This window comes from Devosia riboflavina, from assembly GCF_000743575.1.
GTDB lineage: Bacteria > Pseudomonadota > Alphaproteobacteria > Rhizobiales > Devosiaceae > Devosia > Devosia riboflavina.
Genome location: NZ_JQGC01000001.1, coordinates 356337 through 378540 on the forward strand (window position 1 = coordinate 356337; position 22204 = coordinate 378540).

Consider the following 22204-nt stretch of genomic DNA (forward strand, 5'->3'; position numbering starts at 1 on the left):
AGGAGTTTTGGATGGCAGCGGAATTCATCGGTCACACCTCCAATCGCGAGGGGTCCGACATCGTCCCCACGACGGGTCCCGTCATCGACAAGACCTATATTCGCAACCACGTACAGGCAGCCGAGGCAGCGGGCATTGATCGCCTGCTGATCGGACAGTTCGCCCAGTGGCCGGACAATAACCAGATCGCCGCCTATGTCTTCGGCAAGACCGAACGCATTGGCGCCCTCCTTGCCCACCGCCCCGGTCTGATGGCGCCGACGCTTGGCGCACGGCAATTGGCGACGCTCGACCAGTTTTCCGAAGGCCGCGTCTGGGTCCACATCATCACCGGTGGCTCCGATGCCGACCAGGCCCGCGACGGCGATTTCGAAGACCACGATACCCGCTACGCCCGCACCGACGAATATATCGAAGTGCTCAAGAAGGTCTGGGAAAGCGACGCCCCTTTCGACCACGAAGGGCGCTTCTACAAGTTCAAGGGCGCCTTCAGCCAGGTAAAGCCGTTCCAGAAGCCGTGCATTCCCATTTCCTTCGGCGGCTCCTCGGATGCGGCGATTGCTGTCGCCGGAAAACATGCCGATATCTATGCGCTCTGGGGAGAGCCGCTCGACGGCACCCGCGAAACCATCGCCAAGGTCCGCGCCGCCGCCGCCGCCAATGGCCGCGACCCATCGGAAATCCGCTTCACCCTCGCCTTCCGCACCATCGTCGCCGAAACCGAGGATGAGGCTTGGTCCAATGCTGCCGATATCCTCGAAAAGGTGAAGGCAGGCGTCGCCCGGCAGGCCGGCGGCAATGGCGAAAAACTCCCAAGCAATGTCGGCTCGGTGCGCCTGCGCGAGGCCGCCAAGCGCGGAAAAGTGCTCGACAAGCGGCTCTGGACCGAAGTGGCGGAAGCGAGCGGCGCCGGCGGCAATTCCACCGCCTTGGTCGGCACGCCCGAACAGGTCGCCGAAGCCATGCTCGACTATTACGACGCCGGCATTTCCAATTTCCTCGTCCGCGGCTTCTACCCCACGGCAGACACGGTCACCTATGGCCGCGATGTCGTGCCGCTGGTCAAGGCCGGCATTGCAGAGCGCGAAGCCCGCAAGGTTGCAGCAGAATGAGCACTCCCCTCGATATCGTCGACATCCACACCCATCTCTGGCCACCTGCTTGGGGCCCCGGTGGCAAATTCGCAAAACCTGCCGGCGGATTCTCGCCGGAAATCTACCGCAAGATCACCACGCCCGCGGCGCTGGTCGATGAGTTCAAATCCGCCGGCGTTTCGCTCGCCGTCGTCACCGCCACCGTGGAAAGCCTTTTTGGCGCCGAGGGCCCGGTGGATTTTGCCGGCCTCCGCGAAGCCAATGACTGGCTGGCGCGTCTCGTAGCAGCCGAACCCTCACTGGCAGCCTTCGCCGTCACCGATGTTTTTGCGGGTGAAGAAGGCGCCGAAGAAGCCGAACGCGCTATCGTGGAACTCGGCCTTTCCGGCCTCGTCATCGACTCCTCGCGCAATGGGAAATTCCTCGCCGATCCTTCGGCCCGGCCAACCCTTGAAGTCGCCGCCCGTCATCGCGTCCCGGTATTCGTCCATCCGGTCGCCCATCCCAATTCCGAGGTGCTGATCGCAGGCGCTGGCATGCTGGGCAATTCGCTCGGCCGCGGCCTGATGAATGGCGTCGCTTTCCTCTCCATCATCCAGTCCAGCATCCTCGATGACCTGCCGGACCTGCACCTGATCTTCGCCACCCTCGGCCTCGGCGGCATCGTCCAGGCGGCACGCGGCGGCATTTATGGTCGCACGGAACGCCAGAAGCAGCCGCGCCCGAACATCTACTTCGACACTATGGGCGCCGATCCCGCCATCGTCCGTACCCTCACCGGCTTTTTCGGTGCCGACCGCGTGCTGGCCGGCACCGACTGGCCGATCCTGCCGGCCCTGCAAGCCGAAAGTCTTGCCACGAGCCTCGCCGAAGCCGGGCTCAACGAGGCCGAGCAGCGCCTGGTCGCGGGCGGCAATGCGCGTCGCCTGCTCTCCCTGCGCGCAGCAAAGGCTGAAGCCGCGGAGTAGTTCCGCGGCTTGCCTGCCGGACGAATTGACTGTAAATTTCTCGCATGAATTACAATTCGTCCGTCACCTCCGATGCGCTGAGCGAAGTCCTGCAGGATTTTCGCTTGAGCGGCGTCAATTATGGCCGCTGCGAACTGCGCCATCCCTGGAGCATCAGCTTCCCCAAGCAACCCCTGCTGCGGTTCCATTTCGTCAGCAAGGGCCCCTGCTGGGTGCATACGGAGGCCGAGGGCTGGCAGGAACTCGGCGCGGGCGACCTCATCCTGCTTCCACAGGGCGTCGAGCATCGTCTCGCGAGCTCCCCCAACGTCACCGAAAATTCCCTGTCGGCCTGCCAGGTCACCGGCCACGGCGGCAATGTCTGCGAGGTGGTGCAAGAGGGCGATGGTGACATCAGCATGATCTTCTGCGGCTCCATGGCGCTCGGCGCCTATGCGCTGCATCCGCTGATCAGCCTCATGCCGTCGATCATCCGCGGCTGCGATGTCGCGACCCACGACCCCATGGTCAATCCGCTGCTCGAAGCCATGGCCATTGAAGCGAGCCAACCCCGCATGGGCAGCGCCACCATTCTCTCGCGCATGGCCGACCTGCTCACCGCAAGGCTTATCCGCTGCTGGGTGAAAAGCCACGACACCTCCGCCACCGGCTGGCTCGCCGCCATCCGCGATCCCCATATCGGCCGCGCTTTGGTCGCCATGCATCGCGCACCCGGCGCCAATTGGACGCTGGAAACTCTTGCCGGCACCGCCGGCCAATCGCGCTCCATTTTCGCCGAGCGTTTTAGTGCCATCCTCGGCGAAGGCGCCGCCCGCTATTTGACGCGCCTCCGCATGCAATTGGCGCAGGAATGGCTGGCGCAAAACGGCATGCCTGTCGCCGAAGTGGCCTCAAAACTGGGCTATGAATCCGAAGCCAGTTTCGCCCGCGCCTTCAAGCGCGTCACCAGCGCCTCTCCCGGCGCGGTCCGCCGCAGCGCTTCCGGACGAACTGATATGGAATTCGGATTTTAGGACACATATCGTCTTTTCGATCCTGTCTATGAACGTCTCCCGATTTGGAGACCTCTTCATGACTGACACTTCGATTTCAGCGGGCCTCGCCGCCGACACATCCGTCTCGACCGGCTGGAGCGCCAAGACCTGGCTCGCCATGCTCGGCATGCTCGCCACCAGTTTTGCGCTGGTCTCGGCCGAATTCCTCCCCGCCGGCCTTCTCACCCCCATGGCCCGCGACCTCGGCATCAGCGAAGGAACTGCTGGCCAGGTGGTCACGGTCACCGCCATGGTCGGCGCCCTCGCCGCCCTCTTCAGCAATGTCCTCATCGGCCGGATCAACCGCAAGGCGGTGCTGGTCGGGCTCAGCGCCCTTGCCATCGCCTCCAACCTGCTCGCCACTTTTGCTACCGATTTCTGGGTACTGCTGATCGGCCGCGCCGGCCTCGGTATTGCGCTCAGCGCCTTCTGGGCCCTCTCCGTCGCCGTTGTCGCCCGGCTCGTCGGCACCGGCGCCATCGGCCGCGGCACCGCCATGGTCAGCCTTGGCGTTTCCCTCGCCACCATCGCCGCCCCCTCCATGGGCGCCCTGATCGGCGATTGGCTCGGCTGGCGCAGCGCCATGGGTCTCACCGCCGCCCTCTCTGGCCTCGCCCTCGTCCTGCAGCTTATCGGCCTCCCCAGCATGCCTGCCTCGGCCGGCAACAGCATGGGAGACATGGTTCGCCTGCTAAAACGCCGCGGCGTGCAGCTCGGCATGCTCGCCATTATCCTGCTCATGGCCGGCCACATGACCGGTTCGGTCTATGTGCGCCCCTTCCTCGAACAGGTGACCGGCCTTGAAACCGGCATGATCGCCCTCGTGCTCGCCGGCTTCGGCGCCGCCGCGGTGCTGGGCACGGTTGCCGGCGGCAAACTGGCCGATATCGACGCCAGCCGCGCCCTCGCCACCACCGGCGGCATCATGGCCCTGGCCGCGCTCGCCCTCGTCCTTTGGGGCAATCAGATCGCCGCCGCCTTCACCTTCGCAGCGCTCTGGGGTTTTGCCTTCGGCATGGCGCCCGTCGCCCTCCAAGCTAACCTTTCGCGCTCGGCCACCGATGCGCTGGAAAGCTCCGGCAGCCTGATGGTGGTCTCCTTCCAGGTCGCCATCATGACCGGCGCTCTGGTCGGCGGCTATATCGTCGACACCTATTCGGCGGTTGCCAACCTCATGGTCACGGCCCTATTGGCCGGGCTCACGCTGGTCCTGGCACTGCTCCAGCCCAAGCCCAAGCGCTGACAAAACAAAGCCGCCCCTCAAAGGGCGGCTTTTTCAAACGTGCACGTCACCAGTGCCTATCTCTGCCTTGAAGCAAATGCCCGCAAAAAGGTGCGAACCCCAGTCGCGGCGGCCTTCTGCACCGCCTCCCGCGACGGACGCACGCAAGGCCCCTGGGCCGTCGGCAGATCCGCCGAAATCAGCGCCACAAAATGCCGGGCCGCCACACTGGCATCGTCGAGTTCAAGATAGCCATTGGCCGCGAGACGGGCAAAGCAGCCCGCAATGATCGGCCAGTCCTGCCCCGGCCCATAGGCCTGCCAGGTCTGCAGCAATTCCGGATACCGCCCCGATTCGCGTTCGAGCAGCCAACGCAGCGCGCGGCCATCAATGTCGCACATGCACGGATCCAAGAGCCGCACCGCAAATTCGGTCAGCGCCGCCTCGACATCATCCGGCCGATCCGGAAACGTCGCCACCGCCGCCATCAATGAGGCACTGGAGCGCGCCGTCACGTCGCGGATAACAGCGATGACCAATTGTTCCTTGTCGCCCAGATGGTTGTAGACCGTCTGGCGGGAAACGCCCGCATCGGCCGCGATGGCGTCGATGCTGATGGCATTGAGCCCATCGCGCACCACCGCACGCTTGGCCGCGTCGAGAATGGCACGCAGCTTTCCAGTAGCCTGCGGTACAAAGGGCGGCGGGGCGAAGTCGATCGTGGACATGCAGAAACCATAGCCCATCCAGTAAAATTAGACAACAGTGTCCAAATTTTTTGACACGCCCGCTTGACCAAGCTTTACACTTGTGTCCAAATCAAGGTGTCGCGGCACCTCCCTGCCGCCCTGAATCTTGCTCGAAAACACGCTGACCGCCCGCCCTTGACGCGGGTCGGAGAGGTATTGCCAAATGAACCCCACCATCCTGCGCGCTGCGCTGGTGCTCGGCCTGCTATCGGCCATCGGCCCCTTCGCCATCGATATGTATCTGCCGGCTCTGCCCGCCATTGGCGCCGATCTCGGCGCCGACACCGCCGGCGTCCAGATGAGCCTCATGGCCTTCATGGCCGCCATTGCGGTCTGCCAGCTCTTTTACGGCCCCATCAGCGACATGGTCGGCCGCAAGCCGCCGCTCTATTTCGGCATGGCGCTCTTCGCCATCGGCGCCGTCGGCTGCGCCTTTGCGCCCTCCATCGAGTGGCTGGTTGCCGCCCGCTTCCTCCAGGGCGTCGGCGCCTGCGCCGCCATGGCCTTGCCCCGCGCCATCGTGCGCGACGGCTATACCGGTGCCGATGCCGCCCAATTGCAGAGCCTGCTCATGCTGGTTTTTTCGGTTTCCCCGATTCTGGCCCCGCTCGCCGGCAGCCTGATCGTCGAATTCGGCGGCTGGCGCGATATTTTCTGGGTCATCGCCGGCATCGGCGTGCTCGGCCTCCTGCTTGTCGGTTTCACTCTCAAGGAAACCCGCCCCAAGCATTTGCGGCTCGATAGCAGCGTCGGCTCGGCCCTGCGCGGCTATGGCCTATTGCTGCGCGACTGGAATTTTATCGGCCTTTCCATGATCGGCGCCTTCGGCATGTCGAGCTTCATGGCCTATCTCGCCAATTCCTCCTTCGTGCTCATCGAACACTATGGGCTCAACCCCACGCTCTATAGCGTCATGTTCTCCATCAATGCCGTGTCTTTCATCGGCGTCTCCCAGCTCACCGGCGTCCTCACCCGCCGCTATGGCCTCAATGCCATCGTGCGCACGGCTGTGACCGGCTATGTCGTCACCATGCTGGCTCTGGTCGTCGTCTACCTCGCCGGCTTCAACCAGTTGCCCGTGCTCGCGACCCTGCTCTTTGTCGGCTACGGCTTCCTGGGCCTCGTCATCCCCACCACCGCCGTGCTTGCGCTTGATGGTCACGGCGAAATCGCCGGCACCGCCTCGGCACTGATGGGCACGCTCCAGCTCGTCACGGCAGCCGTGGTCATGGGTGTTGTCGGGAGCTTCTTCGACGGCACGGCCCAGCCCATGGTTATCGGCATCGCCGCCTGCGCCGCCATCGCCTTCGTGCTGACCCGCCTGACACTCAGGATCGATCCGCAGCCAGTTGCGGCCGAATAGTCCAGGGCGGTCTAGTCTCGGCCTCGCCAAAACAGGCGAGGCCGATAGTCACTCTCTACATCAGGTCGCGCGGGAAGGACTGGTCCCAGTTCCGCTCGGCCCGCAACAGCCCGTTCTCTTCCACCGACAACTCGCCGGTCAGGTAGAACGTGTCCCGGTCGGAGCGCATCTTCGTGACCGTATCGATGCGAATGCGCCAGCCCTCGCGGCCCATCTCATAGCTCTGGGTAAGAACATATTCGGCCGAAGTCGGATCATTGTCGGCAATGGTCAGTTCGCGCTTGAGGCTGTGGCTCAATTCAGTGCCGATATCGTCAAAGCGCAAAATACCTTCGCCGAAGAGACCGCCAATGCCTTCGGTGACATAGGTCGTTGTCCCGACCACATGATCCTGGCTCGACCAGCGGCGCACGGTGCCCGGATCGAGCTGGGTGATCGGCGTCGCAGGGCCGTGTGCGGGCGGCGGCAACTGCACTTCTGCAGCATCGGCCTTGCGCACCGGCAGAGACAGCGAGCAGTTCGCCGTATCGATGGTCAGGGTCGCCAGTTCCGGCGATGGCCAAACCATCGGCCAGTACGAGGTGCCAATGGCGACGCGGATGGCGTGGCCGGCGGCAAAGCGATGGCCGCAGTCGTTGAGTTTGACCACCACGTCGTAGAACTGGCCGGGCACTAATGCTTCCGGCTGCTCATGGCTATCGCGATGCGTCAGGTTCAGCACCTGGTAGCTGACACGGGTCACCGTGCCATCGGGCCGCACGTCCGAGAGACGCACCGAGACCTGCGCCACTGGCTTGTCCGAAGCCAGACGGAGTTTCAGCACCGGCGCGCCGAGGACGTCAAAGCTCTCTGTCTGCACAAGGGAGTCAAAGACGAGAGCGCTGCCGTCATCGAGACGCTGATCCGTCGGATGTTCGCCGACGCAGCCGGTGCCCATCCATTCGCCGCCGGCTTTGCCGTGGCTCTGCGGTGAGCAAATGGTCAGCATGCCGGCAGGAGCACTGCCGGGATGAAGGCCATGGTCACCGCCGAGCTGGAAGAGTTTGTGGGCAATGGACGCAGACGGCCAGTTCGCCTCGCCGACCCAGCGACCGGGTGAATCGGTGCGGGTGCCGGTGGGGGCGACACTGTCATTGATATAGGCGCGAAGATCCGGCTCGTTCATGACGCCAGTATCTTTGCCCTTGAGCCAATGATCCCACCAGCGCACGGCTTCCTGAAGAAAGCCGATGGCCGGACCTGGAACACCGTCCTGCGGATAGATATGGCCCCAGGGGCCAATGATTGCCTTGCGCGGAGTCTTGAGCCCTTCGAGGAGACGCGGCACGGCATTGGTATAGCTGTCCACCCAGCCGCCAATGGCGAGCACGGGGACTTCGATATCCGAAAAGTCCTCGCAGACCGAACCATGCTTCCAGTAGCTGTCATAGCGCTGGTGTTCGAGCCAGAGCGCGGGGAAGAACGGCAGGTTTTCCACGCGCTTCAGCCAGGCCTCGCGCCAGCCTTCGCCGACGATCTCGGGGTCGAGCGGCCTCGACTGATAGGCCAGCATGATCGTGCCCCACCACAGATTATCGTTGAGCAGCAAGCCGCCCATATAGTGGATGTCGTCGGTATAGCGATTGTCGGTCGAATAGGCCGTGATAATGGCTTTCAGCGCCGGCGGACGGCGGGCGGCAACCTGCAGGCCGTTGAACCCGCCCCAGCTCTTGCCCATCATGCCGACATTGCCGTCGCACCAAGGCTGGGCCGCAATCCACGCGATGACTTCGAGCGCGTCATCCTGCTCTTGCTTGAGATATTCGTCAGCCATGTGGCCGTCGCTCTCGCCCGTGCCGCGCATGTCGACGCGGATCGCGGCATAGCCGTTCTCAGCGAAGAAGCCGTGCATGGGCTCGTCGCGACCACGGGTGCCGTCGCGCTTGCGATAGGGAATATATTCGAGCACAGCCGGCACTTTGGCATCGTCCGCGGGCAGGAACAGCCGCGCCCCGAGCCGCGTGCCGTCGCTCATGGGAATCCAGATATGTTCGGTGATGCGAATGGTCATGGAAAAAGTCCAGTTCTAGGCGGTCGCCTGCTGGCGCTTGGCCAGCACGGTATCGAGCCAGTCGCGGCGCAGCTCCGGCACCGACGTCACCAGCTCTTCGGTATAGGGGTGGAATGGCGGCTGGAAGATTTCCGCCGTCGGTCCCTGCTCGACGATCTTGCCGCGCTGCATGACAAGCGTGCGGTCGGCGAGGCGCCGAACGACGCCGAGATCATGGGTGATGAAGAGGTAGGACAGACCCAGTTCCTGCTGCAGGCTTTTGAGCAGTTTCAGGATGTCTTCGGCCACCAGCGGATCGAGCGCCGACGTGACCTCGTCGCAGATGATCAGGTCAGGCTTAGCGGCAAGCGCGCGGGCGATGCAGACGCGCTGTTTCTGGCCGCCCGACAGGGCGCCCGGCAGGCGCGAGGCAAAATCCTGTGGCAGGCCGATGAGATCGAGGAGGCGGGAAACTTCTTTCTGCTTGGGCACGTCATGCATGCCGAAGTAGAATTTCATCGGCCGCCCGATGATCTCGCCAACCGTCTGGCGTGGATTGAGCGCTACGTCGGGCAACTGATAGACGAGCTGGATGCGCCGCAATTCCTCGCGGCTCCGGCTCTTGTACGAGCGGTCGAGCCGGCGCCCATCAAAGCTGATCATGCCCGCCGAAGTCGGCAGAAGACCTGCAATAGCGCGAGCCAGCGTCGACTTGCCCGAACCGGACTCACCGACCACTGCCAGCGTTTCGCCGCGACGCAGGTTGCACGAGATATCGTCGAGCACCGGCGTCTTGCCGTAATAGGCGTGCACGCCGCTGACATCGAGCAGGACATCGCCAAGCTGACGGTTCGCAGTCTCACCAACCAGATTGCCCTGTCGCTCGGCAACGAGCATGCGCGTATAGTCCTGGCGCGGTGTCTCAAGCACCTGCTCGGCCGTCCCCTCTTCCACCATTTTGCCGTGCCGCAGCACCATGATGCGATTAGCGATCTGAGCCACGACCGCAAGGTCATGTGTGATGTAGAGGGCCGAAGTATTGTAGCGCTGGATCAGGCTACGCAGCAGCGCCAACACTTCGATCTGCGTCGTCACGTCGAGCGCCGTGGTGGGCTCGTCAAGCACGATGATATCGGGCCGGCAGGACATGGCCATGGCGACCATGGCGCGCTGCAACTGGCCACCGGAAACCTGATGCGGATAGCGCTCGCCGAAAGTCTCCGGGTTCGGTAGCTGCAAGGTCTTCAGCAGCTCCAGCTTCCAGGCTTCCGCCTCCTGCCGGTTCATCTTGCCATGATAGAGCGCGCCTTCGACGATCTGCTCGCCGATACGGATGGCCGGATTGAACGCGGCCGCAGCCGATTGCGCCACATAGGCAATGCGGGCGCCGCGCATCTTTTCGCGGGTGGCGCGATTGCCTTCCATCAGCGAGGTACCGCCGATCTCAATGGTGCCGCCGACAATACGGCAGCCACCACGGCCATAGCCCATGGCGGCAAGCCCGATGGTCGACTTGCCGGCGCCGGATTCACCGATCAGCCCCAGCACTTCGCCGGGCGCGAGGTCGAGATCGATCCCGTCGACCAACAGGTTGCCATTGGGTGCCGCGACCTTCAGGCCGCGAATAGTGAGGACGTTGCTCATCGATCGACTCCCTGGGTTGCGTTGCCGGAATTGAGCAGCCAGTCGACCACGAGATTGACCCCGATCGTAAGAAGCGCAATCGCGGCTGCCGGGAAGAGCGGCGCGTAGAGGCCGTACAAGATCGCCTGTTGGTTGTCCTTCACCATGCCACCCCAATCCGCGAAGGGCGGCTGGATGCCGAGGCCAAGGAAGGAAAGGCCGGCGACGAAGAGGAAGGTGAAGCAGAAACGCATGCCGAATTCCGCGATCAGCGGCGGCAGCGCATTGGGCAGGATTTCGCGCGTGATCAACCAGCCCAGGCTTTCGCCCCGCAACCGCGCCGTTTCGGCATATTCGAGGACGGAAATACCCTGGGCAACGACACGGGCCAGACGGAACACGCGGGTGCTGTCGAGCAGCGCAATGGTGAAGATCAGCACCGGCACCGACGAGCCAAGAGCCTGCAGCACTACCAGTGCCGAAATCAGTACCGGAATGCACATGACGGTATCGACCACGCGCGAGAGAACCGTATCGACCCAGCCGCCAAACAGCGCCGCAACGAACCCCAATGGAATGCCGATCGAGAACGAAATCAGCGAGGCCGCCAGCGACACGCCGATCGACATCTGCGCCCCGGCCAAGAGGCGCGAAAACATGTCGCGGCCATTCTGATCGAGCCCGAACCAGAACTGCCCTGAAGGCGGATCGAAGGGCGCGCCGACGATCTCGTTCATGCCATAGGGCGCCAGCATCGGCCCGAAGACGAAGACCAGGAGGTTGAGCGTCACGATGGAGAGGCCCAGCCAGGCGGAAATGGGAATTGCCTTGAGCTTGGCTCTCATCGTGGGTGCCTCAGACGCGGATTGAGGGCGATGGCGGCGATATCGGCGATGGAATTGAGGATAACGTAGGCCGCCCCGAAAACCATGGCGGCAGCCTGCACCAGCGGCAGGTCGCGCTTGGCGACGGCATCGACCATGAAGCGCCCGAGCCCGTTATAATTGAAGATGGCTTCCACCAGGACGACGCCGGTAATCAGGTACGCGATGTTGAACGCCACCACATTGACGATGGGCGCCGCCGCATTGGGCAGCGCATGGCGCAAGACGACGCGCTTGGTCCGCAGACCCTTCAAAAACGCCGTTTCCACATAGGCCTGATCCATGACCGAAAGCACGGCCGTGCGCGTCATGCGCATCATCTGCGCCACGGTGACGAGCACCAGCGTCAAAGCCGGCAGGGTCGTCGCCCGCAGCCAATCGCCAAAGCTCATGCCCGAATAGGTATCGGCAAGACTTGGCAGCAGGTTGAACTGCACCGAGAGGAAGAGAATGAGCAGGAGACCGAGGAAATATTCGGGCAAGGACACGAAGGCGAGCGCCACGATATTGATGCCGCGATCGAAGACACCACCCCGGCGCACGGCCGCGGCAAGACCAAGCAGCACGGCGATCGGCACGGAGACGATCGCGGCATAGGCGGCGAGCGCCATGGTATTGCCGAAACGCGGCCAGAGGAGGTCTGCAACAGGCTGGCGATTGGCCAGCGACATGCCGAGATCGCCGGTCACGAAACCATGGAGCCAGGAGAAGTAACGCTGCCAGGCGGGAAGATCGAGGCCGAGATCCTGTCGGAGTGCCGCCAGCGATTCCGGCGTTGCATTCTGTCCGAGAATTGCCGAGGCGACGTCGCCCGGCAGAAGCTGGGTGCCCGCGAAAATCAACGCGGACACCAGCAGGAGCGTCAGGATCCCAAGCGCAACACGCTTAAGGATGAGTTGGATCATTATGCTTCCAGCCAGACCTTTTCGGCCAGGCGTGCGCCCATGAAGTTGAACATCGGATGGGTGGTCACACCGCCGAGCTTGGTAGACACAGCGTCGAGATAGTCGCCGAACATCGGGATCATCGCACCACCATCGTCAGAAATCATCTGCTGCAGTTCAGCGTAGATTTCCTTGCGCTTGGCATTGTCGAGCAGCGCACGCGCTTCGATGAGCTTGGCGTCGAACGCCTCGTTCTTCCAATGCGTGTCGTTTTGCGCCGAGGTGGAGGAATAGGCGATGGTGAGCATCTGGTCCGCGGTCGGGCGGCCACCCCAATAGCCCATCGAGAACGGCGCCTTCATCCAGACATTGGACCAGTAGCCATCGCTCGGTTCGCGCTTGATCGAGAGCGTGATGCCCGAGGCAGCGGCCGTGCCCTGGAAGATCGCGGCGGCGTCGACAGCGCCCGAGAAGGCAGCATCCGAAGCCGACAGCTCGATATTGAGCGAGTCGAGACCGGCTTCCTTCAAATAGAACTTGGACTTTTCCGGATCATAGGCGCGCTGCGGCAGGTCGGCGGCATAGAACGGATCGGTCACCGGGATCGGGTGATCGTTGCCGAGCTTGCCGTAACCGCGCAGGGCCGTCGTCAGAAGCTGTTCGCGATCGATGGCGTACTTGATGGCCATGCGGACATTGTTGTCGGCATAAACGCCTTGGGTGCAATCCATCAGGAAGGTGAAGTGCTGGCCACCGGCCGACTGCACCACCTCAAGGTTAGGATTGCGCTTCAGAAGATCGACCGTCTTAAAGTCGAGCTGGTTGATGGCATGCACCTGGCCGCTCATCATCGCATTGGTGCGCGCCGCAATGTCATTGATGACGATGACTTCGACAGCATCGACCCAGGCCGTATCCGGCTTCCAGTAGCTTTCGTTGCGGATGAAGCGTGCACGCACGCCCGGCTCGTAGCTTTCGAGCACGAACGGACCAGTGCCGATCGGCTTGGTCCAGTCCTCAAAGCCTTCCGGCACGATGAGGAAGTGATAGTCGGAGAGAATATACGGCAGATCGGCATTGCCGCTATCGAGCACGATCTTGATCTCGCTGTCCGAGACCTTGACCACGTCGGCAAACTGGCCGGCCGTGGAACGCGCTGCGGAAGTGGACGCCTCGCCGCGGTGCAGGTTCAGCGAATAGAGGATGTCTTCGGCAGTCAGCGTCTTGCCATTGTGGAAGGTGACGCCCTGGCGGATCTTGAAAGTCCATTCCTTGGCGTCGACCGAGGGTTCCCAGCTTTCGAACAGCTCGGGCTGGACCATGTTGTCCTTGTCGATTTCGACAAGGCCGTTGAAGGTCATGTAAGCCTGGTTGACCGGCACCCAGTCCCGCAAAACGCGAATGTCGAAATTGTCGGTGGTGGAACCGCCGCCGATGCCGAGCTTCAAGACGCCGCCGCGCTTGGGCGTTGCTTCCTGCGCGAATGCGGACGGCACGATCAGGCCGCTGGCGAGAGTTGTGAGACCGAGCCCTGCTGCACCAGCGATGAACTGGCGGCGGCTCAGGTCGAATGACGACTTGTTCTGCGGCATATTCCTACCTTGCTTGTTTCTTGCCGCGCATCCGCAAGGGCAGCGGAGGCGGTCCCCTATGGCCGGAATACTAGTGGGCAAATGATGGCATTTGGCATGATTTAAAATCATACCCCTATCAAAATCCGGCGTGCATGGCTTGGTCGATACTGAGGATAGATGGCGCTTATTGGGAGGGGCGTCGCTGCTAGAAAGCGGCACGCCAGCCCGGTTTCATTATAGGCAATGCGGCGCCCTCTCGGCGCACTTGGGAGCATTTGAGATGGAGCTTGCGACTGCCATAGGGCTGATCGGTGCAGTGGCCTATCTGGCAGGCTATGCCCTGATCCAGATGCGCGTGCTCACCATCGACGATGGTCGCTATGCCGCGCTCAATATCCTCGGCGGCCTTGCCCTCATCTATTCGCTGCTCTGGAACTTCAATCTCGGTTCCTTCCTGACCCAGGTCGCCTGGCTGATCTTCACCGTCGTCGGCTATGTCCATAGCCGCCATCAGCGCCGCAAGGCCGGCGCGGCTTCCGAGGCCAATCAATAGCCTAGCTGTCGCCGCCCACATTATGCGCGATCAGCCAATCGCTGACTTCGCGCACGATGCGGCGCTGATGCCGGTCGGCCGGACGCATCAGATAAAAGCGCCCCTCGGACTGCATCATATGCTCATGCATGGGGACCAGCGTGCCCGCGGCCAACTGCTCGCGGATCAGCCAGGTCCAGCCCAGGACATAGCCCCCGCCCTGCATCGCCGCCGCTACACAGAGCCCGTAGTCGCCCAGGAGCCAACGGCGCTGTCCCTCCGGCGGCGTCAGCCCGGCGCTGCGCCACCATTGCGGCCAATCCTGCCATTCGCGCATTGTGTCCTCGATGCCGATGATCACCGGGTCGGGCACATCCAGCAGAAGCGGCGAACCGGGCGCGGCGACCGGCACGATTTCTTCGCGGCCAAGCACGATCAAATTGACCCCGGCTGGACGCTCGCTGCGGTAAAAAACCGCGAGATCGAATTCATCGAGCCGCAGATGCACGATGTCGTCGGTCACCTTCAACCGCAGTTCCAGCCCCGGAATTTCGAGCTGCATCCGCTTGAGCAGCGGCATGAACCACTGATCGGCAATGCCGCGAGAGCAGGCGATGGTAACCTGCCGCGGCCCAACCCAACTGCGTATCCCCTCGGTCACCGCCGCCACTTCGCCGAGCACGCGCGAAATATCGGCGGCATAGGCCTCGCCCACCTGGGTCAGATGCACCCCATGCACCGCGCGGGTGAAAAGTTTTGAACCGATAAAGGCCTCGAGCTTGCCGATCTGCCGGCTGACCGCGCTCTGCGTCAGCCCCAGTTCCAGCCCCGCCCGCGAAAAACTGCCCAGACGCGACGCCGCCTCGAAAACGACGAGCGCATTGAGCGGCGGCAATTTTTGCAATTTGGCCATTGAAAACTTCGACGCGCGCCGATGACCGGCCGATTGACAGCAACAGGCTCCGGCTTATCGCACCGCAGCCAGGCGTGCATCTTATTTCAGCTGCCCCAGCGTCCGGTCAAAGTCAGGCGGCCGCAACCTTGGCCACCTGCACCACCTCGGCAACCGGCACTGTGCGCAGGGTCGGCGCCGCCTCCGCGTCGAGCCCAATGGCAAGGCGCACATAGCGGTCTGTCGGACAGATCTGCATGTGGGGGTCGAACCCGATCCAACCGAGGCCCTCGTCAAAGGCCTCCGCCCAGGCATGGAGTCCATCCTCGCCATCGACAAGCCGATAGCCCACCACATAACGCGCCGGAATATCGAGCGCCCGCGCCGCGCCGATGAAGAGATGCGCATAGTCCGCCGCTGCCGGCCGCTCGGCCACTTCGCCCGCCTCCTGCACCTGTGCCTGGCCGCCATCGGCCTGCATCTGCTTTGGCGCTTCCGGCTCTTCGGGCAGTCCAAGCACGTCGCCAACCCGCGCCATCAGGGCATGGCAAATGCTTAGCCGGTTGTCCCTGCTGTCGCGAAACGGCTCATAAAGCGCCTCCGGCGCCTTGGTCAGTTCCGTCAGCCGCCGATAAAGCGCCGGCACCGGCTCGCCTGCCGGACGCCCCAGCACGCCATGGGTGTCGCGCGTCGTCACCTCGCCGCGCACATGGATGGTGATTTCGCCCTCCGGCCGCAACTGATTGACCAGATGCGCCGCATTGCCGAAGCCATCGGTGAAGCGTCCGGCATTGCCGATACCCGTGCCCTCGACGCTCCAGCTTTCGACCGTCTGCGTCGGCCCGCTCGGCGGGGTGAGCAGCAGGTGAAAGACAGCCTGCACCGTGCCCTGCGGCACCGTCACGCTCAGTCGATGGTCAATGGCAATCCGCATGGAGAAGGCTCAGTAGAAATTGTAGCTGGCCGACAAGGTGTCGGTCACCCGGTTGTTGCCGTCGATGAAATCGTTGAGAAATTCGTGGAGGCCATGGGCAAAGATCTGATCCATGTTCGTGCCCTCGACAAGTTTGAGCAGATCATCCATCGCCTCGTGACACGCCTCCCGCCGCCCATAGAGCCTGGCGAGGAGATTGAGATTGTCCCGCACGAAATGCGCGCAATAGACCAGCGAGCGCGGCATTTCCGTCCGAAGGATCAGGAAGTCGGCAATGTTATGGGCCTTGTAGCGGTCATGATAGACATGCCCATAAGACCGATGCGCCGAGGCCGCCCGTAGGATCAGCGTCCATTGCTGGATATCGATCTCGCCGCCGACAAGGCTCGAGCGCGGCAGCAGCACATAGTATTTCATGTCGAGAATCCGCGCCGTATTGTCGGCCCGCTCGACGAAATTGCCCGCCTGCAAAAACGCAAACCCATCGTCGCGCAAAATGGTGCCCAGCAGCGCCCCACGAAATTCATGGCTGCGCTGCCGCACCCATTGCAGCAGGCCCAGCAGCTTCGCCCCGCGCACGTCGCGCGGTTTGATCTGCGAGAATTCGAGCCAGGCCCCGTTCATGCTCTCCCACATATCCGTGGTGATCGCGGTGCGCACCGAACGCGCATTGGTGCGCGCGGCCAAGAGGCACGAATAGACCGACGAGGGATTGGCCGGATCGAACATCATGAAATGAGCCACGGTGTCGACATCGGCGACCTCATGCCTTTCGGCAAAGGCCTCGTCCATTTCCGCTGCCTTCAGCATGGAAACGAGATGCTCGCTCGCCCCGCCTTCGCGGCGGCTGGTGAGCGACATGCGGTAGCCGACTTCCAAGAGGCGCGCCATGTTCTCGGCGCGCTCCACATAGCGTGAAAGCCAGAAAAGGTTTTGTGCGGTACGTCCCAGCATTCTCATGACTAGTCTTCCAGCACCCAGGTATCCTTGGTCCCGCCGCCCTGCGACGAGTTCACGACCAAAGAACCCTTCTTCAACGCCACGCGCGTCAGCCCGCCGGGCGTAATCCGCACCTCGTCCCCCACCAGCACATAGGGCCGCAAATCGACGTGCCGCGGCGCGACATCGTTGTTGATATGCGTGGGACAGGTCGAGAGCGCCAAAGTCGGTTGCACGATGTAATTGTCCGGCCGCGCGATGATCTTCTTCTTGAATTCCTCGTGCTGCGCCTTGGTCGAGGTCGGCCCAACCATCATGCCATAGCCGCCCGAACCATGGACTTCCTTGACCACGAGATCACCGATGTTTTCGAGAACCCATGCCCGCTGGTCCACATCGGTGCAATTATAGGTCGGCACGTTGTTCAAGAGCGCCTTTTCGCCGAGATAGAATTCGATGATTTCAGGCACATAGGTGTAAACAGCCTTGTCGTCGGCAATACCCGTCCCCGGTGCATTGACCAGCGTGACGTTCCCCGCCCGATACGCATCGAAAATACCCGGCACGCCCAGCATGGAATCCGGCCTGAACGTCAAGGGATCGAGGTAATCATCGTCGATACGGCGATAGATGACGTCGACCCGCTCCGGCCCGGTCGTGGTCCGCATATAGACCTTACCGCCATCAACGAAGAGATCCTGCCCCTCGCAAAGCTGCGCGCCCATCTGGTCGGCAAGGAACGAGTGTTCGAAATAGGCCGAATTATAAATGCCCGGCGTCAACACCGCGATCACCGGATTGCGCCCAGCCCCCGCCGGCGCCACGCTTTCAAGCGTCCGCCTGAGGTTTTCCGGATAAGTCTCGACCGGCGCCACCTTAGAGCGCTGGAACAGGTCCGGCGCCAGCATCATCATCGCCTCGCGGTCCTCCAGCATATAGGAGACACCCGAAGGCGTGCGGAGGTTATCCTCCAGCACATAGAATTCGTCCGGCCCGACGCGCACGATATCGACGCCGATAATGTGCGCATAAACGCCCCGCGCCGGCTCCAGCCCCATCATCTGCGGGCAGAAGGCCGCATTGTTGAGAATGAGCTTTTCCGGAATCCGCCCTGCCTTCAAAATCTCCTGGCGGTGATAGATGTCATAGAGAAAGGCATTGAGCGCCTTGACCCGCTGCTCGATGCCCCGCGACAGCTTGCGCCACTCATTGGCGGCAATGATGCGGGGAATGACATCGAAGGGAATGACCTTCTCGGTGCCCTCTTCCGAACCATAGACGGCAAAGGTGATGCCGAGCTTTCGGAAGATCGCCTCCGCGTCGACCTGCATCAGCGCCAGCCCTTTTTCGGGCTGTTCCCCCAGCCATTCGCTGAGAGCGCGGTAAGGTTCGCGGACGCTTCCATCCGCATTGTACATTTCGTCAAACGGCGTGTTTTCGCCCATTACTCTTCGCAGGTTTGATACGGCTTTCCCATCGCCAAACCATTGCTACACAATTGGCCGCTGCCGTCCAGACGATCAAAGCCGCCGCTTGCCGCTTTTTAGTGCAGGTCAGCCTTGCGCAAAGCCCGCACAAAATGCTCTCATTCGCGCGGGACGATTTGTGCTCATCCTGCCTTGCCTCCTGGGCCTCAGCCGCTAGTCTTGGTCCGAGAGAGGAAATTCCCATGACCATCGAGATTCTGCAGACCGGCCCGCTTCTGGCCTCCTGCGAAAAGGCCCTGGCCGAGCGCTATACCGTCCACAAGCTGCACGAGATTGCCGATAAGGACGCCTGGCTTGCCGCCAATGGCGCCCGCATCCGCGCCCATGCCGGCTCCGGCGTCCAGAAACCGTTGATGGAAAAACTCCCCAATCTCGAAATCATCGCCAGCTTCGGTGTCGGTTACGACAATATCGATACGGCAACGGCCAAGGCGAAAAACATCCGCGTCACCAATACGCCCGACGTTCTCAACGACGCCGTCGCGGAAATCACCATTGGCCTGATGATTTCCCTCGCCCGCCGCATTCCGCAGGGCGACCAGTTCGTGCGCACCGGCAAGTGGCCCGGCAATAATTTCGGTCTCTTTTCCGAATTGACTGGCAAGACCGTCGGCATTCTCGGCCTCGGCCGCATCGGCAAGGAAATCGCCACCCGCGCCCAGGCCATGAAGATGCGCGTCGTCTATTACGGCCGCCATCAGCAGCCCTCCGTGCCCTATATCTACTATAACAATCTCGAAGACATGGCCCGCGACAGCGATTGGCTCGTCATCATCGCCCCCGGCGGCAAGGGCACCGAAGGCATCGTCTCGCGCCAGGTTCTGGAAGCGCTCGGTCCCCAGGGCATGCTGGTCAACGTCGCCCGCGGCACGCTGATCGACGAGCCCGCCATGGTCGAACTGCTGCAGAATGGCGGTCTCGGCGGCGCCGCGCTCGACGTCTTCGAAAAGGAACCGCAGGTCCCCGAAGCCCTGTTCGGCCTCGACAATGTCGTCCTCTCTCCCCACCAGGGCAGCGCCACCAACCAGACCCGCGACGCCATGGGCGCACTGCTGGTAGCCAATCTCGAACGGCATTTTGCCGGTGAGCCGCTGATCTCGGCGGTGGTTTAGGCTGAAAATCCCCTCACCCTGACCCTCTCCCCAAAGGGGCGAGGGTACGCAGGAGCCGCAATATCTGTGTCGGTTCTTGCACCGCTATTCACCCCATCGTCCCCTCGCCCCTTTGGGGAGAGGGCTAGGGTGAGGGGTTGCTCAGACGCCCGAGCATCACCTACTCCAAATCCTCCTGCACCATCTCCCCCGCCGCATGGATGCAGACGATCTCTAGGCGATCGGGTCCCATATTGGTGAACTTGTGCGGCACATTGGCCGGCGCGATGGCGATATCGCCCGCGCCGAGCTCAAACGTCTCGTCCCCCGCCACCACCAGCGCCCGCCCGCGCTTGACGATCCATGTCTCGGGATAGGGATGGATATGCAGCCCCGGGCCCTGCCCCGGCTCATTGTCGACCGAAAAGAACGAAATCGGCGTCCCATAGCCGCCGCCTTCGAAACGAATGGTGCGGCTGGGTGAAACCGGCCGATCGGCAGCACGCAAAACATAGGCCATGACAATCTCCTCTTGTTGTCACAACGACGAACAAGAGCGCCTCGTTTCGACAGCCCACTTACCCTAGAGCGCCGTCACGTAAATCCCGTGCACTTTGCCGCCCACCTCGACATTCTCTGCCAGCCGCCAGCCGGCATGATCGAACAATTCGCGCGCTTCCGCCGTCAGCGCATGGAGCCGTGCAAAGCCAAGCCGCCGCGCCTCAACCTTTGCCCGCTCGACCAGCGTCCGTCCCACGCCCTGCCGCCGCAGGTTCGGTTCGACCAGCAAGCCGCCGATCCATGGCGACCGCTCCGTCACCAATCCGCCCGAACTCGTCGTCAGCGCGCAGGTCCCGGCGAGCTTGCCGTCGACAAAAGCCACAATCCCCAGCGGCAGCCGATTGCGCTCCAGCCGCTCTGACAGGTCCGCCCGTGCCGAAGCACCGCGCGGATTGTACCAATCGGCCCATTCGCTCTCGAAGAGATCGACGAGATCGCTCAGCACCTCGTCATGATCGATCAGCAAACCCGTGGTAATCACACTCATAGGCCCTCCAGGCATGCCCGCTTTGCACCAAACTGCACGCGACCCCGATTAACAGTTTCACCAGAACCCGATAGCTTCAAACTGATTTGGCCCTTTGGCCAGCGAGGAGCAAGGCGATGACCGAGTGGTGGCGCGGCGGAGTGATCTATCAGGTCTATCCGCGTTCGTTTCAGGACAGCAATGGCGATGGCGTCGGCGACCTGCCCGGCATTATCGACCGGCTCGACCACATAGCCAGCCTCGGCGTCGACTGCATCTGGCTCTCGCCCATAACCCAGTCGCCCCAGGCCGATATGGGCTATGACGTCTCCGAATATATGCAGGTCGATCCACTCTTCGGCTCCCTGCAGGATTTCGACCAGTTGATGGAGCGGGCCCATGCGCTGGGCCTAAAAGTCATCATGGATCAGGTCGTCAGCCACACCTCGGATCAGCACCCCTGGTTCCGCGAATCCTGTTTCTCCCGCGATAACGCCAAATCGGACTGGTATGTCTGGGCCGATGCCAAGCCCGATGGCTCCCCGCCGAACAACTGGCTCTCCGTCTTCGGCGGTTCGGCCTGGGAATGGCACACATCGCGAAAACAATATTACCTCCACAACTTCCTGACCTCGCAGCCGGACCTCAATTTCCACAATCCGGCCGTGCAGGAAGCCGTCCTCGAAGTCATGCGCTTCTGGCTCGATCGCGGTCTCGATGGCTTCCGCCTCGACACGGTCAATTACTATTCCACGATGCGCAACTGCGCTCGAACCCGCCGCTGAAGTCCCTCAAAGGCAAGCCGGCGGTGAACCCCTACGACATGCAGAGCCACAAATATTCCAAAAGCCAGCCCGAAAATGTCGGCTGGCTCAAGCGCGTGCGCAAGATGATGGACGCCTATCCCGGCGCCACCACCGTCGGCGAAGTCGGCGACGACGAGCGCGGCCTGGAGCTCATGAAGCAGTACACGTCCGGCAAGGATCTGCTGCACATGTGCTATTCATTCGATTTCCTCGGGCCCAAATTCAGCGCCGACCACTTCCGCTCGAAGGTCGCGCGCTTCTTCTCGGAAGACGAAACCGGCTGGCCCTGCTGGAGCTTTTCCAACCACGACGTCATCCGCCCCATGACCCGCTGGGCCAAATTCAGCGCCTCGCCGGCCGATCTGTCGCGCCAGGCCGCAGCCCTGGTCATGACCATAAAAGGTTCGGTCGGCCTCTATCAGGGCGAAGAACTAGGCCTGCCCGAAGCCGATATTCTCTATGAGGAACTGACCGACCCACGCGGCATTCGCTTCTGGCCGGAAGACAAGGGCCGCGACGGCTGCCGCACGCCGATGCCGTGGCAACATGACCTTGCCCATGGCGGCTTTTCGACCGCCACGCCCTGGCTGCCCGTAAAGGCAGCGCATCTGGCGCTCAGCGTCGATGCGCAAAATGCCGATCCGGAATCGACGCTGAATTTCTTCCGCAAATTCATCGCCTGGCGCAAATCGCACCCGACCCTGCTGACGGGCTCCATCGCGTTCTTCAAGACCGACGAACCCGTCCTCGCCTTCCGCCGCTCCGCCGGCAACAAGGACCTGATCTGCATCTTCAACCTCTCGGCCGAAGAGCGCGTGGTAACGGTCAGCAAGACCGGCACCACACTCGAACCCGTCAGCCACAATGCCAATCTCGAAGGCAAGGCGCTCACACTAGGCCCGAACGGTTTTGCCATCGTCGAAGCCCCAGCCGGCGAAGGGAAGGTGCGCTACAAGGCAGGCTAACCCCCACCCTCATTCCCTCCCCACAAGGGGGAGGGAGGCGCTTGCCTCGATCTCCCAGCTCCATCGTCTCCCTCCCCCTTGTGGGGAGGGATTAAGGGTGGGGGTAT

Annotated in this window: 19 protein-coding genes and 1 pseudogene; 8 read left to right on the forward strand and 12 right to left on the reverse strand. The window is 62.5% G+C overall.

Annotated features, from left to right (window positions below; translation table 11 throughout):
* Positions 1 to 11: 11 nt before the first annotated feature.
* Genes JP75_RS01520 through JP75_RS01535 form a run of 4 tightly spaced genes read left to right on the forward strand, consistent with a single transcriptional unit; the run spans position 12 to position 4339 of the window.
* Positions 12 to 1112, forward strand: a complete 1101-nt coding sequence (locus tag JP75_RS01520) for an LLM class flavin-dependent oxidoreductase (RefSeq protein ID WP_035078081.1) — start codon at positions 12 to 14, stop codon at positions 1110 to 1112.
* Positions 1109 to 2062, forward strand: a complete 954-nt coding sequence (locus JP75_RS01525) for an amidohydrolase family protein (protein ID WP_035078084.1) — start codon at positions 1109 to 1111, stop codon at positions 2060 to 2062. The genes JP75_RS01520 and JP75_RS01525 overlap by 4 nt, the downstream gene beginning before the upstream one ends.
* A gap of 44 nt (positions 2063 to 2106) precedes the next feature.
* Complete coding sequence (locus tag JP75_RS01530) at positions 2107 to 3075, forward strand: AraC family transcriptional regulator (protein ID WP_035078087.1); 969 nt, start codon at positions 2107 to 2109, stop codon at positions 3073 to 3075.
* Between the two features lie 58 nt (positions 3076 to 3133).
* The gene (locus JP75_RS01535) at positions 3134 to 4339 is read left to right on the forward strand and encodes an MFS transporter (RefSeq protein ID WP_035078091.1); all 1206 of its coding nucleotides are present in this window, start codon (positions 3134 to 3136) and stop codon (positions 4337 to 4339) included.
* A gap of 56 nt (positions 4340 to 4395) precedes the next feature.
* On the opposite strand, the gene JP75_RS01540 is transcribed toward JP75_RS01535, so the two are convergent.
* The gene (locus tag JP75_RS01540) at positions 4396 to 5046 is read right to left on the reverse strand and encodes a TetR/AcrR family transcriptional regulator (RefSeq protein WP_051960160.1); all 651 of its coding nucleotides are present in this window, start codon (positions 5044 to 5046) and stop codon (positions 4396 to 4398) included.
* A gap of 184 nt (positions 5047 to 5230) precedes the next feature.
* On the opposite strand from JP75_RS01540, the gene JP75_RS01545 reads away from it, so the two are divergent.
* A complete protein-coding gene (locus tag JP75_RS01545; protein WP_035078104.1) occupies positions 5231 to 6430 on the forward strand; it encodes a multidrug effflux MFS transporter in 1200 nt (399 codons plus the stop codon).
* Between the two features lie 55 nt (positions 6431 to 6485).
* Here JP75_RS01545 and JP75_RS01550 read toward each other — a convergent pair whose 3' ends face one another.
* Genes JP75_RS01550 through JP75_RS01570 form a run of 5 tightly spaced genes read right to left on the reverse strand, consistent with a single transcriptional unit; the run spans position 6486 to position 13442 of the window.
* A complete protein-coding gene (locus tag JP75_RS01550; protein WP_035078107.1) occupies positions 6486 to 8480 on the reverse strand; it encodes a CocE/NonD family hydrolase in 1995 nt (664 codons plus the stop codon).
* A gap of 15 nt (positions 8481 to 8495) precedes the next feature.
* On the reverse strand, positions 8496 to 10103 hold the full coding sequence (locus tag JP75_RS01555) for an ABC transporter ATP-binding protein (protein ID WP_035078109.1): 1608 nt from the start codon (positions 10101 to 10103) through the stop codon (positions 8496 to 8498).
* A complete protein-coding gene (locus JP75_RS01560) occupies positions 10100 to 10927 on the reverse strand; it encodes an ABC transporter permease (RefSeq protein ID WP_035078111.1) in 828 nt (275 codons plus the stop codon). The genes JP75_RS01555 and JP75_RS01560 overlap by 4 nt, the downstream gene beginning before the upstream one ends.
* Complete coding sequence (locus JP75_RS01565; protein WP_035078113.1) at positions 10924 to 11871, reverse strand: ABC transporter permease; 948 nt, start codon at positions 11869 to 11871, stop codon at positions 10924 to 10926. Before JP75_RS01565 ends, JP75_RS01560 begins: the two co-directional genes overlap by 4 nt.
* A complete protein-coding gene (locus JP75_RS01570) occupies positions 11871 to 13442 on the reverse strand; it encodes an ABC transporter substrate-binding protein (RefSeq protein ID WP_035078115.1) in 1572 nt (523 codons plus the stop codon). The genes JP75_RS01565 and JP75_RS01570 overlap by 1 nt, the downstream gene beginning before the upstream one ends.
* 262 nt (positions 13443 to 13704) lie before the next feature.
* Here JP75_RS01570 and JP75_RS01575 point away from each other — a divergent pair, with 262 nt between their 5' ends.
* On the forward strand, positions 13705 to 13977 hold the full coding sequence (locus JP75_RS01575) for a CBU_0592 family membrane protein (RefSeq protein ID WP_035078117.1): 273 nt from the start codon (positions 13705 to 13707) through the stop codon (positions 13975 to 13977).
* Position 13978: 1 nt separating this feature from the next.
* On the opposite strand, the gene JP75_RS01580 is transcribed toward JP75_RS01575, so the two are convergent.
* From JP75_RS01580 to JP75_RS01595, 4 genes are all read right to left on the reverse strand, one after another.
* Positions 13979 to 14869 (reverse strand): LysR substrate-binding domain-containing protein, encoded by an 891-nt coding sequence (locus JP75_RS01580; RefSeq protein ID WP_035078121.1) that lies wholly within the window; start codon positions 14867 to 14869, stop codon positions 13979 to 13981.
* 112 nt (positions 14870 to 14981) lie between these two features.
* A complete protein-coding gene (locus JP75_RS01585) occupies positions 14982 to 15782 on the reverse strand; it encodes a transglutaminase family protein (RefSeq protein WP_051960107.1) in 801 nt (266 codons plus the stop codon).
* 9 nt (positions 15783 to 15791) lie between these two features.
* On the reverse strand, positions 15792 to 16736 hold the full coding sequence (locus JP75_RS01590; protein WP_035078531.1) for an alpha-E domain-containing protein: 945 nt from the start codon (positions 16734 to 16736) through the stop codon (positions 15792 to 15794).
* A gap of 8 nt (positions 16737 to 16744) precedes the next feature.
* Entirely contained in the window at positions 16745 to 18166 is a 1422-nt protein-coding gene (locus tag JP75_RS01595; RefSeq protein WP_035078124.1) for a circularly permuted type 2 ATP-grasp protein, read from the reverse strand.
* Positions 18167 to 18390: 224 nt separating this feature from the next.
* Here JP75_RS01595 and JP75_RS01600 point away from each other — a divergent pair, with 224 nt between their 5' ends.
* On the forward strand, positions 18391 to 19320 hold the full coding sequence (locus JP75_RS01600; RefSeq protein ID WP_035078127.1) for a 2-hydroxyacid dehydrogenase: 930 nt from the start codon (positions 18391 to 18393) through the stop codon (positions 19318 to 19320).
* Positions 19321 to 19480: 160 nt separating this feature from the next.
* Here JP75_RS01600 and JP75_RS01605 read toward each other — a convergent pair whose 3' ends face one another.
* Together JP75_RS01605 and JP75_RS25000 are read right to left on the reverse strand one after the other, a co-directional pair.
* Positions 19481 to 19819, reverse strand: a complete 339-nt coding sequence (locus tag JP75_RS01605) for a cupin domain-containing protein (RefSeq protein ID WP_035078129.1) — start codon at positions 19817 to 19819, stop codon at positions 19481 to 19483.
* Positions 19820 to 19882: 63 nt separating this feature from the next.
* Positions 19883 to 20347 carry a GNAT family N-acetyltransferase gene (locus JP75_RS25000; RefSeq protein ID WP_051960108.1) on the reverse strand — a complete coding sequence of 155 codons (465 nt, stop codon included), beginning with the start codon at positions 20345 to 20347 and terminating at the stop codon, positions 19883 to 19885.
* 116 nt (positions 20348 to 20463) lie between these two features.
* Between JP75_RS25000 and JP75_RS27325 the strand changes: the two are divergent.
* Positions 20464 to 22097 (forward strand): annotated as a pseudogene (locus JP75_RS27325) (alpha-glucosidase family protein).
* Positions 22098 to 22204: the final 107 nt, after the last annotated feature.

What these genes read in the sequence shown, in the direction of transcription:
- JP75_RS01520 (WP_035078081.1), top strand. Translation starts at nt 12, where the DNA reads ATGGCAGCGGAATTCATCGGTCACACCTCCAATCGCGAGGGGTCCGAC.
- JP75_RS01525 (WP_035078084.1), top strand. Translation starts at nt 1,109, where the DNA reads ATGAGCACTCCCCTCGATATCGTCGACATCCACACCCATCTCTGGCCA.
- JP75_RS01530 (WP_035078087.1), top strand. Translation starts at nt 2,107, where the DNA reads ATGAATTACAATTCGTCCGTCACCTCCGATGCGCTGAGCGAAGTCCTG.
- JP75_RS01535 (WP_035078091.1), top strand. Translation starts at nt 3,134, where the DNA reads ATGACTGACACTTCGATTTCAGCGGGCCTCGCCGCCGACACATCCGTC.
- JP75_RS01540 (WP_051960160.1), bottom strand. Translation starts at nt 5,046, where the DNA reads ATGTCCACGATCGACTTCGCCCCGCCGCCCTTTGTACCGCAGGCTACT.
- JP75_RS01545 (WP_035078104.1), top strand. Translation starts at nt 5,231, where the DNA reads ATGAACCCCACCATCCTGCGCGCTGCGCTGGTGCTCGGCCTGCTATCG.
- JP75_RS01550 (WP_035078107.1), bottom strand. Translation starts at nt 8,480, where the DNA reads ATGACCATTCGCATCACCGAACATATCTGGATTCCCATGAGCGACGGC.
- JP75_RS01555 (WP_035078109.1), bottom strand. Translation starts at nt 10,103, where the DNA reads ATGAGCAACGTCCTCACTATTCGCGGCCTGAAGGTCGCGGCACCCAAT.
- JP75_RS01560 (WP_035078111.1), bottom strand. Translation starts at nt 10,927, where the DNA reads ATGAGAGCCAAGCTCAAGGCAATTCCCATTTCCGCCTGGCTGGGCCTC.
- JP75_RS01565 (WP_035078113.1), bottom strand. Translation starts at nt 11,871, where the DNA reads ATGATCCAACTCATCCTTAAGCGTGTTGCGCTTGGGATCCTGACGCTC.
- JP75_RS01570 (WP_035078115.1), bottom strand. Translation starts at nt 13,442, where the DNA reads ATGCCGCAGAACAAGTCGTCATTCGACCTGAGCCGCCGCCAGTTCATC.
- JP75_RS01575 (WP_035078117.1), top strand. Translation starts at nt 13,705, where the DNA reads ATGGAGCTTGCGACTGCCATAGGGCTGATCGGTGCAGTGGCCTATCTG.
- JP75_RS01580 (WP_035078121.1), bottom strand. Translation starts at nt 14,869, where the DNA reads ATGGCCAAATTGCAAAAATTGCCGCCGCTCAATGCGCTCGTCGTTTTC.
- JP75_RS01585 (WP_051960107.1), bottom strand. Translation starts at nt 15,782, where the DNA reads ATGCGGATTGCCATTGACCATCGACTGAGCGTGACGGTGCCGCAGGGC.
- JP75_RS01590 (WP_035078531.1), bottom strand. Translation starts at nt 16,736, where the DNA reads ATGCTGGGACGTACCGCACAAAACCTTTTCTGGCTTTCACGCTATGTG.
- JP75_RS01595 (WP_035078124.1), bottom strand. Translation starts at nt 18,166, where the DNA reads ATGGGCGAAAACACGCCGTTTGACGAAATGTACAATGCGGATGGAAGC.
- JP75_RS01600 (WP_035078127.1), top strand. Translation starts at nt 18,391, where the DNA reads ATGACCATCGAGATTCTGCAGACCGGCCCGCTTCTGGCCTCCTGCGAA.
- JP75_RS01605 (WP_035078129.1), bottom strand. Translation starts at nt 19,819, where the DNA reads ATGGCCTATGTTTTGCGTGCTGCCGATCGGCCGGTTTCACCCAGCCGC.
- JP75_RS25000 (WP_051960108.1), bottom strand. Translation starts at nt 20,347, where the DNA reads ATGAGTGTGATTACCACGGGTTTGCTGATCGATCATGACGAGGTGCTG.